We start from the raw sequence: 12,878 nt of genomic DNA on the forward strand, positions 1-12,878 counted from the left end.
ACCTGCCGTCCGGTCTGCCCGCCCCTGCCGCGTTTCAGGCGGCAGCCTGCTCGGCCGGGGCCGAGGTGCGGATCAGGTGATCGAACGCGCCCAGCGCCGCCTTCGCGCCGTCGCCGGCCGCGATGATGATCTGCTTGAACGGCACGGTGGTCGCGTCGCCGGCCGCAAACACGCCCGGAACCGAGGTCTGTCCCCTGGCGTCGACAACGATCTCGCCGTGCTTCGTCAGTTCGACCACGCCCTTGAGCCAGTCGGTGTTGGGCACCAGGCCGATCTGGATGAACACGCCTTCCAGTTCGACCTTCTTCAGTTCACCCGTTGCGCGGTCCTTGTAGACCAGGCCATTGACCTTCTGGTCGCCGGTGATCTCGGTGGTCTGCGCGTTGGTGAACACGTCGACGTTCTGGAGGCTCTTGAGCTTGCGCTGCAAAACGGCATCGGCGCGCAGCGCGGTGTCGAATTCGATCAGCGTGACGTGGCCCACGATGCCGGCAAGGTCGATCGCTGCCTCGACGCCCGAATTGCCTCCGCCGATCACGGCCACGCGCTTGCCCTTGAACAGCGGGCCGTCGCAGTGCGGGCAGTAGGCCACGCCCTTGTTCTTGAACTCGTGCTCGCCGGGCACGTTGATGTTGCGCCAGCGCGCGCCGGTCGAAATGATGATCGACTTGCTCTTCAGCGAAGCGCCGCTTTCGAGCTGCACTTCGATCAGGTCCTTGCCCGGAACCAGTGCCTTGGCACGCTGCAGGTTCATGATGTCGACGTCGTAGTCGCGCACGTGCTCTTCGAGCGCATGGGCGAACTTCGGTCCTTCGGTTTCCTTGATCGAGATGAAGTTCTCGATACCGAGCGTGTCGAGTACCTGGCCGCCGAAACGCTCGGATGCCACGCCGGTGCGAATGCCCTTGCGGGCCGCATACACGGCAGCCGCGGCGCCAGCAGGGCCGCCGCCGACGATCAGGACGTCGAACGGGTCCTTGCCGGCAATCTTCCTGGCTTCGCGCTCGACGCCGCCGGTGTCGATCTTCGCAAGGATTTCTTCCAGGCTCATGCGGCCCTGGCCGAACTCGGTGCCGTTCAGAAAGACGGTCGGCACGGCCATCACCTGGCGTTCCTTGACCTCGTCCTGGAAGGTGCCGCCCTCGATCATCGTGGTGCGGATGCGCGGGTTCTGCACCGCCATCAGGTTCAGCGCCTGGACCACGTCCGGGCAGTTGTGGCAGGTGAGCGAGACGTAGATCTCGAATTCAAAGTCGCCGTCGAGCGCCTTGATCTGGTCGAGCACTGCCTGCTCGACCTTCGGGGGGTAGCCGCCGATCTGCAGCAGCGCAAGGATCAGCGACGTGAATTCATGGCCCATCGGCAGGCCGGCAAAGCGCGGGCCGTGGTTCTCGCTCGGGCGATTGACCGAGAAAGAAGGCTTGCGATGGTTGTCGCCGCGGCTTTCGGTCAGCTTGACCAGAGGAGACGATTCTGCGACGTCCTTCAGCAGCGACAGCATCTCGCCCGAGGCCTTGCTGTCGTCGAGCGAGGCGACGATCTCGATCGGCTGCGTGGCGCGTTCGAGATAACTCTTCAATTGGGCTTTGGTGCTGGCGTCGAGCATGGCGGAATCACTTTCGATATCTTAAAACTATCAACGGGGAACAAAAAAGCCCGGGGCCTCGTGAGCGCCGGGCTTTCGCGCGGAACGCTTAGATCTTGCCGACGAGGTCGAACGATGGCTTCAGCGTTTCGGCGCCTTCGGTCCACTTGGCGGGGCAGACTTCACCGGGGTGGGCGGCCACGTACTGGGCAGCCTTCACGCGGCGCAGCAGTTCGGCGGCGTCGCGGCCGATGCCGTTGTCGTGCACTTCGATGGTCTTGATCTTGCCTTCGGGGTCGATCACGAAGGTGCCGCGGTATGCGAGGCCGGCGTCTTCGCCTTCTTCGATCAGCACCTGGAAGGCGCGGGCCAGTTGCTGGCTCGGGTCGCCGATCAGCGGGTACTTGACCTTGCCGATGGTGTCCGAGGTGTCGTGCCATGCCTTGTGGGTGAAGTGGGTGTCGGTCGACACGCCATAGATCTCGACGCCGAGCTTCTGGAATTCAGCATAGTGGTCGGCCAGGTCGCCGAGTTCGGTCGGACACACGAACGTAAAGTCAGCCGGGTAGAACACCACGACCGACCATTTACCCTTGAAGTTGTCGTTGCTGACGGGCACGAACTTGCCGTTGTGATACGCGGTGGCCTTGAAGGGAATGATTTCGGTGTTGATCAGGGACATTGCTGTTTCCTTGGTGGTGGCTAATGAAAAGAACGAGCCATGAGTATAACTACCAATCTCCATATTTTAATAGTCATCAACTATTAAAAGCATTGCGGCTTGCTATGTTTGCGATGACGCCAGCGAAGGCCGAATACGAACGTGTATCACCATCAAACGCATGCAGACCGGCACCGCATGGGATTGCTTGCAAGTGCTCGCCCGCCCCTCTCACAATCGGTGCTTTCAGAACAAGGAAAAACCATGAAGGGCGACCCCAAGGTCATCGAACATCTGCAGGCGCAGCTCAAGAACGAGCTCACCGCGATCAACCAGTACTTCCTGCACTACCGCATGCTCAAGCATTGGGGTCTGGACAAGCTGGCCAAGAAGGAATACGAGGAATCGATCGGCGAAATGAAGCACGCCGACAAGCTGATGGACCGCATCTTCATGCTCGACGGCCTGCCGAACCTGCAGGACCTGGGCAAGCTGAACATCGGCGAAGACGTGCCCGAGCTGCTGGGCTGCGACCTGGGCGCCGAAACCGGCGCGCAAGCCACCATCAAGGACGGCATTGCCTACTGCGAAACGGTGCGCGACTACGTTTCACGCGACCTGCTGCAGGAAATCCTGGACGACACCGAAGAGCACATCGACTTCCTCGAGACCCAGATCGAGCTGATCGACAAGGTCGGCCTGCAGAACTACCTGCAATCGCAGATGGGCGAGCTCAGCTGATCGGCGAGGCCGGGCGTATCCGTCAATCGACGTCGCCCGGCGCCTGCGGTCGCTTGCGCCCGCTGAGCATGGCGGCGACCAGGTTCTCCCTGTGCCGCCAGCTCGTGAAAACGACACCGGCCAGGTGCAGGGCAATCAGCGCCACCAGAGTCCAGGCCAATGTGCGGTGGAGCCATTCCACCCACGCCAGTCCCCAGAACATGTCGAGCGAGTACATCCAGCCCGTGACGCCGACGGCGGCCACCGCGGCCAGCAAGGCAACGACCATCCAGCCACCCAGCGGGTTGTGGCCCACATAGCGCTTTTCTCGCCGGGCAAGCACCTCGCCCGCATATCGCCGCACCTCCAAGGGAGACCGAACGAACTGGCGGAACCTGGCGTAGCGCCCGCCGAGCCCACCGCCGACGCAGCGGCCCGCAACCAGGGCGAGTGCGGCGTAGCCCGCCCATTCATGCTGCCGCAGCAGCGCCTCGCCGCTGAACCATGCCACCCCAATGGCGATGACCAGCGCCCAGTGCGTTGCACGCAGCCAAAGCGCCCAGACCCGCGTCGACGGACGCCCGGAAACCGCACGCACCGCGCGGTGCCTCAGGAAGGCTGCTTGACTTGTCCGACCTTCTCGAAGGTCTTGGGATCGAAGAACGCCTCGGCGCGCTGGCCTTTCTCGTCGAAGCCGTAGACCTCGTAGCAGCCATTGAAGTTCTTGATCTGGCGCACCTTCCAGCCTTCGCCGGTCAGCTTGCGCTGCAGTTCCATCTGCGGACGCATTTCTTCCTTGGGAACCGGCGCGCACTTGACCGCGTCATGCTCGACGAACTGGGCGGATACGGACGCGGACCAGAGGACGGCGGTTGCAGCCGCAACACAAAGAAGTGACTTGTTCATGAATGGTCTCCCGGCATTGCAGGCGCCGCGCTGAGGCTCAGATGTCGAGCCACATGCGCAGCAGGTTGTGATAAGTACTGGTGAGTCCGATCACGCCCGGATCGGTCTCGCCATATTGGCTGCGGAGATGGCGCAGGTGGTTGTCCATCTCGAACAGCAGCCGGCGCTGCTCGTCGCTGCGCACCATGCTCTGGATCCAGAAATAGCTCGCCAGGCGATATCCACGAGTGACAGGAAGCACCCGGTGAACGCTGGTGCCTGGATAGAGCACCATGTCGCCCGCTGCGAGCTTGACGCGCTGCGTGCCGAAGGTGTCCTCGATCACGAGTTCGCCGCCGTCGTATTCGTCGGGCCCGGCCAGGAACAGGGTGCAGGAAATGTCGGTGCGCACCCGGCCCGTGCCGTCGCGCAGAAAACGGACCGCGCTGTCCACGTGATTGCCGAAGCTGTTCGACGCGCCGCCGTAGCGGTTGAACAGCGGCGGCGAAATCTGCTTTGGAAGCGCGGCCGAGAAGAAAACCTGGTGCCGCTCCAGCCCGCGCAGCAGCAACTGCTGGACCGCGCGGGTTTCTTCGCAGTCTTCCCTCAACTGCTCGTTGTTCTTCGCCTTGGCCGACTGCTCGCCTGCGGTCAGGCGGCCGTCCTCCCAGGGCGCGTGGCCCAGGATTTGCCTCGCCTGACGAACTTCGTCAGGCGAAAGCACTTCGCGAATGTGCAAGAGCATGAAGAGCGGAAGATCGGTTGTGGCTGACTATTCTAGAAACGTGCCCCGACCGTGAAGAGCACCGTGCGCTTGGCACCGGCGATCACGAAGCCCGGATAAAGCTGATCGCCGTAGAGCTTGTTCGTCACGTTGTTGACGTTGAGCTGCGCGTACAGATCAGGCGTGAACTTGTACTCGAGCATCATGTCGCCCACCACGTAGCCCGGGGTGCTGTTGGCCAGGCTGGCAGCGCCGCTGCCGCCCTGCAGCGGCCGGTTCTCGGACGCACCGCGCACGCCGCCCGCAATGCGGAACTTGGGCGTGGCCTGGTAGCTGATCCATGCGGCGCCGCTGTGCTTGGGCGTCAGGCCGACGCGCGAGCCGACGGTGCCGGGCGTTGCGGTGCTGCCGACCTGGTCGATCGTTGCCTTCGGGATGTAGGAGTACGAGAAGTAGACCTCCCACTGCGAAGTCAGGCGTCCGACCACGTCGAGTTCGAGACCCTGGGAATGGCGCTTGCCCGACAACAGGTAAGAAGTGTTGGCGAAGTCCGAATCGGTGGTGCGCTCGTTGGTCTTCTCGGTGCGGAAGATGGCAGCGCGCGTCGAGAGCTTGCCGTCGAGCCAGTCGAGCTTGGTGCCGAGTTCGATGTTGCGGCTCTTCTCCGGCGGCGTGCCCGCGGTCTGGGGGGTCACATACTGGTAAGTGTCTGCCGACGAATTGAACGAGGTGCTGTACGACAGGTGGTACGACTGCGTGGTCGAAGGCTGATAGAGCACGCCGGCGCGGTAGCTCCAGGCGCCCTGCGACAGATGGGTGGTCGCCACCGTCGGCAGCGGGCTGCCGGCGGAGTAGCGTTCGCGCGGATCGGTGCAGTTCGCCGTTTGCGTATAGCCGCGCGGCGCCGGGCTGGGCCTCACACACGCGGGGTTCGTGTAGTTGTACTGGTTGAAATCCCCGCTGAGCCGGTCGTAGCGCAGGCCGCCCAGAATCTTCCAGTCGGGCGCGACCTGAACCAGATCCTGCAGGTAGAGGCCGATCGACTTCGCGGAATAGGAGCTCGAGTCGCGGTACACCGGCTCGACGAACGTGCCGCTCAGGCCGGCACCGTCATTCGGCGTGCCGACGAAGGTGTTGGCCCGCGAGCCCAGCGCGCGGCCGCGGAAGCTGTTGTTGAAGAAGGCATCGTTCTGGTAGCGGCTCGCTTCCTCTTTCGAGGCATCGACGCCGGCCAGCAACTGGTGCTTCATGCCGCCCCAGTTCAGCTCCTTGCTGTAGTCGCTCTGCAGGTACGTGCCCTTGTACTCGTCCTTGCGCGGCGTGAGGCCGCTGCGCGTGAGCACCGTGTAGTCGCCGAAGTTCGCGAGCGTGGTGGCCGCACCGAAGGTGGTGCTGGCACCGGCGGCGGTGGACCACTGGTTGCGGTCGAAGGTGCCGGAGCGCACCTGCGTGCGCAGTTCGCCGCCGTCGTCGAAACGGTGGAGCCAGGAAGCCGTGCCGTACGTGGCCTGGCCAAGAAGCTTGTCGGCCGTGGTGCCGTAGAAGCTGCCGGGCTTGATCGGTGCGATCGTGCCGAGGCTGCCGATGGTGGGCACGCCGCTCGCGTTGTAGCCGGTGATGCCTTGGCGGCCGGTCGCCACCCAACGAACGGCCGACAGCGGGACGTTGTCCACGTTCAGGTGGAACAGCCCGACGGTGAATTCGTTGGCCGTGCCCACACCCCAGCTGTACGAAGGCGCAATGCCGTACTTGTCGATCTTGGCGCCGCCGTTGTCGGCCTTGTTCCACATGCCGTTGATGCGCAGCGCCGAAGTTTCGCCGGTGCGCACATTGAAGTCGGCCGTCGTGCGGTAGTAGCCACGCGAGCCGACGGTGGCTTCCACGTCGGTCTGGTCGGCAAGCAACGGCTTCTTGGTCACCTGGTTGATCACACCACCGGTGGAGCCGCGTCCGAAGATCATCGATGCCGAACCGCGCAGCACCTCGACGCGCTCGAGGTTGAAGGTGTCACGGTCGTATTGCGAGGGATCCCGCATGCCGTCGATGAGCAAGTCGCCGACGGTTGCCACGGGAAAACCGCGCAGCCGGATGTCCTGGTCGGTGCCGTTCTCGGTCGCGGCGAAGGTGATGCCGGCCGAATAGTGCAAGGCGTCGCGAAGCGTGTCGAGCTTGACGTCGTCGATCAGCTTTTCGGTGATGACGTTGATCGACTGGGGAATGTCGCGAATCTCTTGCGTGCCCTTGCCGATGTTGGTCTTCTTGGTCTGAACCTGGTCCTTGCCCTGCGTCTCGGCCTGCTCCGTCACCGTGATGGTCCCCAGCGTTCCGCCCTGCACCGTCGTCGGCGGGGTCTGCGCCCAGCTGCTGACCGAGGCCGCAAGCATCAGGGCCCCGAAAGGCAGCATTGCCGCTTCTCGCGGCATTCCGGCTGTTGCGGCGCTCACGGCTGGAGCAGAAGAAGACACGGGGCGCGGCGCACGAGCGCGCCGGCGGACGACATTGGCCAAGATAACCTCCCAGAAAGCCCAAACGGCTGGTTTGAATGGATGGGCTGGCTGGTACCGGTGGCTTGCACCGGCAGTGGCTTGCCGAAATCGGGCTGAAGTGTAGTGCGAACGTAGTTCTTAATCATTCGCATTGAGATTCGTCCGCGGCAAAAAAACAACGCTTTTCGAATGGATACGGAAGATCTACGCCGGGGATAGTTATTGAAAATGCGAGAGATTCGTATTTATAATCGGCTCGAACTTCAACCAGCCAGCCAACTGCCGCTTTCACCGCCATGATCGTTTGCGTCTGCCGCCGAGTCTCCGACCGTGAAATCGCACGTCATGTGCGAGCGGGCATGACTTTCGACGAAGTCCAGTTCGAGCTTGGCGTGGCCACCCAATGTGGCCAATGTGAGGGTTGTGCGCGCGATATCGTTGCGCAGTGCAGCGCCTCGCATCCGGTCGCCGCGCTGAACCGCGAATCGGGAACGAGTGCGATCCAGCTTGCCACCTCCATCTCGGAAAGCAAGGCATGGAACTCTTCTCGGCACTCGGCGGCAGCCTGATCTTCGTTGCAGGTTCGGTCTGGTGGATCTTTCGTAAGTAAACAGTAGTCGTAGCGGTTTTGCTGCAATCGGGGCACGTTTCGTGCGCGCCCGCATTCGAATTGGTTGATCGTGTCTGACCGCTTTGCCCCTCCCCCCTCCGTTCTGGGCCTCTCGCGCAATGCACTCATTGCCGGGGGCGTGATCCTGTTTCATGCGGCTGCGCTGTGGGCGCTGCAAAGCGGCTTGCTGCGCCGCGCCGCCGAAGTGGTGATCCCCGTCGAGATACTGAGCCAGTTCGTCGAGCCGCCCAAGCCAGCCGAGCCGCCCCCCCCTCCTCCCCCGCCGCCTCCGCAGCGCAAGCCCGAGGCCGTCAAGCCCCCGCCGCGCCCGGTGGCCGTGCGCGAACCCAAGCCGACACCCGCACCCGCCGCTCCAGTGGGCGTGCCCGAGCCTCCTGCGCCCGCACCGGCGCCTGTTGCAGAAGCCCCGGCGCCGCCCGCTCCACCGGCGCCGCCGCCAGCCCCTCCGGCACCGCCCGCACCGCGGACGATCGAGATCTCGGAAGGCCAGACGCGCTACATCAGGGAGCCCAAGCTCGTCTATCCCAGTATGAGCAAGCGGCTGGGCGAAGCCGGAACCACCGTCGTCTCGATCTATTTCGACAGCGAAGGCTTCGCAAAGCGAGTCGAACTCTTCAAGTCCAGCGGGTTCGAACGGCTCGACGAAGCGGCACTGAGCGCCGCCCGGACCGCCCAGGTCACCCCATTCAGGCAAACGGGAGGCAACGCGCAGACCACCTACCTTCTGCGGGCGCCCTTCTCATTCAAACTGAACTAATTTTTCTCTGGAGCAACTTCGTATGGATTCCCAATTCGGCTTGATGAACGTCTGGAACCAGGGCGATTTCGTCACCAAGGCCGTCGCGGTGCTGTTGATCGGCATGTCGCTTGTGTCGTGGATCGTGATCATCATCAAGGCCCTCGACGTCATCAAATACAAGCGCCTTGCCAAGCACTCGCAGGATTTCTGGCACAGCGAAGACTTCGCAACCGCGCTGAACAAGCTCGGCAAGGACGACGGCAACCCGTTTCGCGCGCTCGCACTCGAAGGCCGCGAAGCGGCTGCGCACCACCGCAACACCAAGGCTCACCTGCATGACGCGCTGGATGTGAGCGACTGGATCACGCGCGCACTGCGCAACGGCATCGACGCATTCACCGCCCGCCTCCAAACCGGTCTGGCGATCCTGGCGTCGGTGGGTTCGACGGCCCCTTTCATCGGCCTGTTCGGCACCGTCTGGGGTATCTATCACGCACTCATGAGCATCAGCACGGCCGGCCAGGCCACCATCGACAAGGTGGCGGGCCCGATCGGCGAAGCGCTGATCATGACGGCCCTGGGCCTCGCGGTGGCCATTCCGGCGGTGCTGGGCTACAACGCGCTGGTACGCGGCAACAAGTTCGTGCTGACCAAGCTCAACAGCTTTGCGCATGACCTGCACGCCTACTTCGTCACCGGAGCACGCGTGCAAAGCGGCGCCGGCGACGCCATCGTGGTTCCGCTCAAGAAGGGCTGAGCATCATGGCTTTTGGCACCCAGGACGAACCCGATGAGGTGATGAACGAGATCAACATGACGCCGCTGGTCGACGTCATGCTGGTGCTCCTGATCATCTTCATCATCACCGTGCCGGTGATGAAGCACGCAGTCAACATCGACCTGCCCCGCGCCACCAGCGAACCCGAGCAGCCCAAGCCGCAGAACATCCTGTTCAGCATCACGGCCGACGGCAGCTACTACTGGAACGAACAGAAGATCGAAGACGGCGAACTGCCAACCCGGCTGGCCGCCGAGGCCGCCAAGGACCCGCAGCCCGAGCTGCACATCCGCGGCGACAAGGCCGTTCGCTACGAGCGCGTGGCCAAGGCCATGTCGCAGGCGCGGGAAGCCGGTGTGCGCAAGATCGGCTTCATTACAGAGCCCGACGTGAAGTAAATCGCTGAGCGCACGAAAAAAAGTTGATCGCCGCGATTGACTTTTTATTGCGAATCATTATCATTCACTCATCGCTTCGATAAGGGAATTTCAAATGCAAGCCAAGCCCAACGCCTTTTCTGTTCTGAGCCATCCTTCGCTCGATCAATCGGGTGGCGGTCATGCATCCATCCAGGCCGCCCGTCCGGCGCCCATGGTCGAAAGCACGGAGCTCCTCAAGGGCAGCAAGACCGTGAGCATCATGCACAATGGTTCCCTCTATCGGCTCCAGGCCACCAAACTCGGCAAGCTGATCCTTACGAAGTAAAAAATCAGCCGCCCTTCGCGCAAGTTTCATCGTGGGGCGACTTGAGGAGATTTCATCTCCGAGGGTCGTTTTTTGCTAGCCAACGGTTCGCCGACTAGCCAAGCTTTTTTTCCACGCTGAGCGCTTCAACAAAAACGCCGACCCTTGGTCGGCGTCTTGCTTTGGGGCGTCAGGTTCTCAAAGGCCGAGCGCTGCGATGCCGGCCTTGGCAATCTGGGCGTCCTCGTTCGACTTGACGCCGCTCACGCCGACGGCGCCAATCACCTGGCCGTCCTTGACGATGGGCACGCCGCCCTCGAGCAGGCCCTGCACCGCAGGCGCCGTGAGAAACGCCGTGCGGCCGCCATTGATGATGTCTTCGTAGACCTTGCTCTCGCGGCGTCCCATGGCCGCCGTGTGCGCCTTGGCAGGTGCAATGTGCGACGACAGGGCCGCGGCACCGTCCAGGCGCTGGAGCCAGAGCAGGTTGCCGGCATCGTCGGAAATGGCAATGGTCACGGCCCAATTGTTCTTGAGGGCTTCGGCTTCGGCTGCGGCGGCAATGGCCTTGACGTCGGCCAGTTCGAGGAAAAACTTGGTCTTCATATTAGGAGCAGGTTCGTAAAACCCGACAGCATAACGGCCAACGCGCCCGAAATCCCGGCGAGGCTTAGGGCCATCACCCATACGGTCTTTTCGCTACCCCTCTTGCAGACCCCTAGAATGCGCCCAACTGCATCACTGCAGCAATCAAAGGAGCTACGGCCATGAACGACCGCGTTACCACCCTCGACACTTCCACCGGCTACGGCCAGGTGCTGCCGCAGGCTGAGCGCCAACGCGTGCTGCGCAACACCTATTGGCTGCTGGCACTGAGCCTGCTGCCCACCGTGCTGGGCGCCTGGGTCGGCGTCAGCACCGGCATCACCCGTTCGCTCACGGGCGGACTGGGCCTCATGGTTTTCCTCGGCGGCGCCTTCGGCTTCATGTTCGCCATCGAGAAGACCAAGAACTCCGCCACCGGCGTGCCGGTGCTGCTGGCCTTCACCTTCTTCATGGGCCTCATGTTGTCGCGCCTGATCGCGATGGTGCTGGGCTTCAAGAACGGCCCCGAGCTCGTCATGACCGCGTTCGGCGGTACCGCTGGCGTGTTCTTCGTGATGGCTTCGCTGGCCACCGTCATCAAGCGCGACCTGTCCGGTATGGGCAAGTGGCTCTTCGTCGGCGCCATGGTGCTGATGGTGGGCGCCATCATCAACGTCTTCGTGGGCTCCAGCGCGGGCATGATGGCCATCTCGGTGGCGGCCATCGGCATCTTCTCGGCCTTCATGCTCTATGACCTGAAGCAGATCATGGACGGCGGCGAGACCAACTACATCAGCGCCACGCTCGCGCTCTACCTGGACCTGTTCAACGTGTTCCAGAGCCTGCTGGCCCTGCTGGGCATTGCCGGCGGCGAACGCGACTGAACGAACGAGCAAGGTGTCGCGTGCGCCAATGAAAAAAGGGCCCTCCGGGCCCTTTTTTCATGCCAGGTCGAACACCGCCATCGATTCGACGTGGGCCGTGTGCGGGAACATGTTGATCACTCCTGCGAACGTGCAGCGGTATCCGGCCTGGTGCACCAGCAAGCCTGCATCGCGCGCCAGGGTGGACGGATTGCAGCTGACATACACGATGCGCTTCGGCGGCGCCCAGCCATCGGTTCGCAGCTCGGGCTGCAGGTGCAGGTCGGCCATGGCCTTGGCCAGCGCGAAGGCGCCTTCGCGCGGCGGGTCGACCAGCCACTTGTCGGCGCTGCCGTCGGCCACCAGCATGGCGGGAGTCATCTCGAAGAGGTTGCGGGCCACGAACCGGGTCGGGGAAAGCGCCCGCCTGGCGGAGGTGGCAGGCTGGTTCTTCCTGAAGTTGTCGCCGGCGCGCCCCACCAGGGTGTCGCTGCCCTCGATGCCCAGCACCTCGCGCGCCCGGCTGGCCAGCGGCAAGGTGAAATTGCCCAGCCCGCAGAACCAGTCGATCACGCGCTCTTCCGGGCCCACATCGAGCAGGCGCAGCGCCTTGCCCACCAGCGCACGGTTGATGTGCGGATTGACCTGCGTGAAGTCGGTGGGCTTGAACGGCATGGTCACGCCGAACTCGGGCAGCTCGTACGACAGCGGCGTTCCACCCTCTTCCAGCAGCTTCACGGTTTCGGGGCCCTTGGCCTGCAGCCACCACTGGACGCCCGCGTTCTGCGCTGCAAAGGCCTTCAGGCGGCCGATGTCCGCATTGGAGAGCGGCTGCAGATGCCTGAGCACCAGCGCAATGGTGCCGAGCGCGGTCGTACCGGGCGCATCGCCGCAGGCGAGCTCGATCTGCGGACAAGTTTCGCGCGCATCCATAGAGCCGATCAGCGCACGCAGCGGCATCAGCATGTCGCTGACCTGCTTCGGCAGCACCGGGCATACCTGCATGTCGGCGAGATAGCGGCTCTTGCGCTCGTGAAAACCGATCAGCACCGTGCCTTTCTTGACCACGTGGCGCACCGAGAGCCGTGCACGGTAGCGGTAGTGCCAGGCCGGCCCTTCCAGCGGCCGCAGCACGTTCTCCGGCCGGACCTTGCCGAGGTGCCACAGGTTGTCTTCAAGGGCTCGCTGCTTCACCGCCACCTGCGCCGCCGCATCCAGATGCTGCATCTTGCAGCCGCCGCACGCCCCGGTGTGCAAGCCGAAATGCGGGCAGCCGGGGCGCACCCGCTGCGACGATTCGCGCCGGATGGCCGTGACCGTGCCCTGCTCCCAGTTGTTCTTGCGGCGATGCACATTGAACTGCACCTCTTCGAAAGGCAGGGCGCCTTCGATGAACACGACCATGCCCTCGGCGTTGTGCGCCACGCCTTGCGCGTCGAGGTCGAGCGACTCGACCTTGAGCCATTCGTCAGGCGCGGTCGCCGGGGTTTTCGCGGGGACTTTCTTTTCTTCGATGGATTCCGTCATCCCCCGATTG

The 12,878-nt window shown here is 63.4% G+C and carries 15 protein-coding genes; 7 read left to right on the forward strand and 8 right to left on the reverse strand.

All coding sequences use genetic code 11. From position 1 onward, the window contains the following. Positions 1-34 precede the first annotated feature (34 nt). On the reverse strand, positions 35-1,606 hold the full coding sequence (gene ahpF / locus ACAM55_RS15945) for an alkyl hydroperoxide reductase subunit F (RefSeq protein ID WP_369652487.1): 1,572 nt from the start codon (positions 1,604-1,606) through the stop codon (positions 35-37). Between the two features lie 88 nt (positions 1,607-1,694). Next, on the reverse strand, positions 1,695-2,267 hold the full coding sequence (ahpC, locus tag ACAM55_RS15950; protein ID WP_021006525.1) for an alkyl hydroperoxide reductase subunit C: 573 nt from the start codon (positions 2,265-2,267) through the stop codon (positions 1,695-1,697). A 243-nt stretch (positions 2,268-2,510) separates the two neighbouring features. Here ahpC and bfr point away from each other — a divergent pair, with 243 nt between their 5' ends. Next, positions 2,511-2,987, forward strand: a complete 477-nt coding sequence (bfr, locus tag ACAM55_RS15955; RefSeq protein ID WP_093011882.1) for a bacterioferritin — start codon at positions 2,511-2,513, stop codon at positions 2,985-2,987. Between the two features lie 22 nt (positions 2,988-3,009). Here bfr and ACAM55_RS15960 read toward each other — a convergent pair whose 3' ends face one another. Genes ACAM55_RS15960 through ACAM55_RS15975 form a run of 4 tightly spaced genes read right to left on the reverse strand, consistent with a single transcriptional unit; the run spans position 3,010 to position 6,980 of the window. Next, a complete protein-coding gene (locus ACAM55_RS15960; RefSeq protein ID WP_369652488.1) occupies positions 3,010-3,564 on the reverse strand; it encodes a cytochrome b/b6 domain-containing protein in 555 nt (184 codons plus the stop codon). A gap of 11 nt (positions 3,565-3,575) precedes the next feature. Further along, positions 3,576-3,872 (reverse strand): PepSY domain-containing protein, encoded by a 297-nt coding sequence (locus ACAM55_RS15965; RefSeq protein WP_369652489.1) that lies wholly within the window; start codon positions 3,870-3,872, stop codon positions 3,576-3,578. A 37-nt stretch (positions 3,873-3,909) separates the two neighbouring features. After that, positions 3,910-4,596, reverse strand: a complete 687-nt coding sequence (locus ACAM55_RS15970) for a Fe2+-dependent dioxygenase (RefSeq protein WP_369652490.1) — start codon at positions 4,594-4,596, stop codon at positions 3,910-3,912. A 32-nt stretch (positions 4,597-4,628) separates the two neighbouring features. After that, the gene (locus ACAM55_RS15975) at positions 4,629-6,980 is read right to left on the reverse strand and encodes a TonB-dependent receptor (protein ID WP_369652491.1); all 2,352 of its coding nucleotides are present in this window, start codon (positions 6,978-6,980) and stop codon (positions 4,629-4,631) included. A gap of 377 nt (positions 6,981-7,357) precedes the next feature. On the opposite strand from ACAM55_RS15975, the gene ACAM55_RS15980 reads away from it, so the two are divergent. The 5 genes from ACAM55_RS15980 to hemP all read left to right on the forward strand — a co-directional run bounded on the left by ACAM55_RS15980 (position 7,358) and on the right by hemP (position 9,914). Beyond that, complete coding sequence (locus ACAM55_RS15980) at positions 7,358-7,630, forward strand: bacterioferritin-associated ferredoxin (RefSeq protein ID WP_018903007.1); 273 nt, start codon at positions 7,358-7,360, stop codon at positions 7,628-7,630. Positions 7,631-7,741: 111 nt separating this feature from the next. After that, positions 7,742-8,449: an energy transducer TonB gene (locus tag ACAM55_RS15985; protein WP_369652492.1), complete on the forward strand. Its 708-nt coding sequence runs from the start codon at positions 7,742-7,744 to the stop codon at positions 8,447-8,449. A 22-nt stretch (positions 8,450-8,471) separates the two neighbouring features. Beyond that, positions 8,472-9,188, forward strand: a complete 717-nt coding sequence (locus ACAM55_RS15990) for a MotA/TolQ/ExbB proton channel family protein (protein ID WP_369652493.1) — start codon at positions 8,472-8,474, stop codon at positions 9,186-9,188. A 5-nt stretch (positions 9,189-9,193) separates the two neighbouring features. Next, positions 9,194-9,607, forward strand: coding sequence for an ExbD/TolR family protein (locus tag ACAM55_RS15995; protein ID WP_369652494.1), 414 nt, complete (start codon positions 9,194-9,196; stop codon positions 9,605-9,607). A gap of 94 nt (positions 9,608-9,701) precedes the next feature. Continuing rightward, positions 9,702-9,914, forward strand: a complete 213-nt coding sequence (gene hemP, locus ACAM55_RS16000; RefSeq protein ID WP_369652495.1) for a hemin uptake protein HemP — start codon at positions 9,702-9,704, stop codon at positions 9,912-9,914. A 177-nt stretch (positions 9,915-10,091) separates the two neighbouring features. On the opposite strand, the gene ACAM55_RS16005 is transcribed toward hemP, so the two are convergent. Beyond that, positions 10,092-10,499, reverse strand: a complete 408-nt coding sequence (locus ACAM55_RS16005) for a heme-binding protein (RefSeq protein ID WP_369652496.1) — start codon at positions 10,497-10,499, stop codon at positions 10,092-10,094. A gap of 161 nt (positions 10,500-10,660) precedes the next feature. Between ACAM55_RS16005 and ACAM55_RS16010 the strand changes: the two genes are divergently transcribed. Then, positions 10,661-11,362, forward strand: a complete 702-nt coding sequence (locus tag ACAM55_RS16010; RefSeq protein WP_369652497.1) for a Bax inhibitor-1/YccA family protein — start codon at positions 10,661-10,663, stop codon at positions 11,360-11,362. 57 nt (positions 11,363-11,419) lie between these two features. Here ACAM55_RS16010 and rlmD read toward each other — a convergent pair whose 3' ends face one another. Then, positions 11,420-12,868 carry a 23S rRNA (uracil(1939)-C(5))-methyltransferase RlmD gene (gene rlmD, locus ACAM55_RS16015; protein WP_369652498.1) on the reverse strand — a complete coding sequence of 483 codons (1,449 nt, stop codon included), beginning with the start codon at positions 12,866-12,868 and terminating at the stop codon, positions 11,420-11,422. Between the last annotated feature and the right edge of the window lie 10 nt (positions 12,869-12,878).

The organism is Variovorax sp. V213 (assembly GCF_041154455.1).
GTDB lineage: Bacteria > Pseudomonadota > Gammaproteobacteria > Burkholderiales > Burkholderiaceae_C > Variovorax.

Coding starts and splice junctions, on each gene's coding strand:
- ahpF (WP_369652487.1), bottom strand. CDS start 1,606: ATGCTCGACGCCAGCACCAAAGCCCAATTGAAGAGTTATCTCGAACGC.
- ahpC (WP_021006525.1), bottom strand. CDS start 2,267: ATGTCCCTGATCAACACCGAAATCATTCCCTTCAAGGCCACCGCGTAT.
- bfr (WP_093011882.1), top strand. CDS start 2,511: ATGAAGGGCGACCCCAAGGTCATCGAACATCTGCAGGCGCAGCTCAAG.
- ACAM55_RS15965 (WP_369652489.1), bottom strand. CDS start 3,872: ATGAACAAGTCACTTCTTTGTGTTGCGGCTGCAACCGCCGTCCTCTGG.
- ACAM55_RS15970 (WP_369652490.1), bottom strand. CDS start 4,596: ATGCTCTTGCACATTCGCGAAGTGCTTTCGCCTGACGAAGTTCGTCAG.
- ACAM55_RS15975 (WP_369652491.1), bottom strand. CDS start 6,980: ATGCTGCCTTTCGGGGCCCTGATGCTTGCGGCCTCGGTCAGCAGCTGG.
- ACAM55_RS15980 (WP_018903007.1), top strand. CDS start 7,358: ATGATCGTTTGCGTCTGCCGCCGAGTCTCCGACCGTGAAATCGCACGT.
- ACAM55_RS15990 (WP_369652493.1), top strand. CDS start 8,472: ATGGATTCCCAATTCGGCTTGATGAACGTCTGGAACCAGGGCGATTTC.
- ACAM55_RS15995 (WP_369652494.1), top strand. CDS start 9,194: ATGGCTTTTGGCACCCAGGACGAACCCGATGAGGTGATGAACGAGATC.
- hemP (WP_369652495.1), top strand. CDS start 9,702: ATGCAAGCCAAGCCCAACGCCTTTTCTGTTCTGAGCCATCCTTCGCTC.
- ACAM55_RS16005 (WP_369652496.1), bottom strand. CDS start 10,499: ATGAAGACCAAGTTTTTCCTCGAACTGGCCGACGTCAAGGCCATTGCC.
- ACAM55_RS16010 (WP_369652497.1), top strand. CDS start 10,661: ATGAACGACCGCGTTACCACCCTCGACACTTCCACCGGCTACGGCCAG.
- rlmD (WP_369652498.1), bottom strand. CDS start 12,868: ATGACGGAATCCATCGAAGAAAAGAAAGTCCCCGCGAAAACCCCGGCG.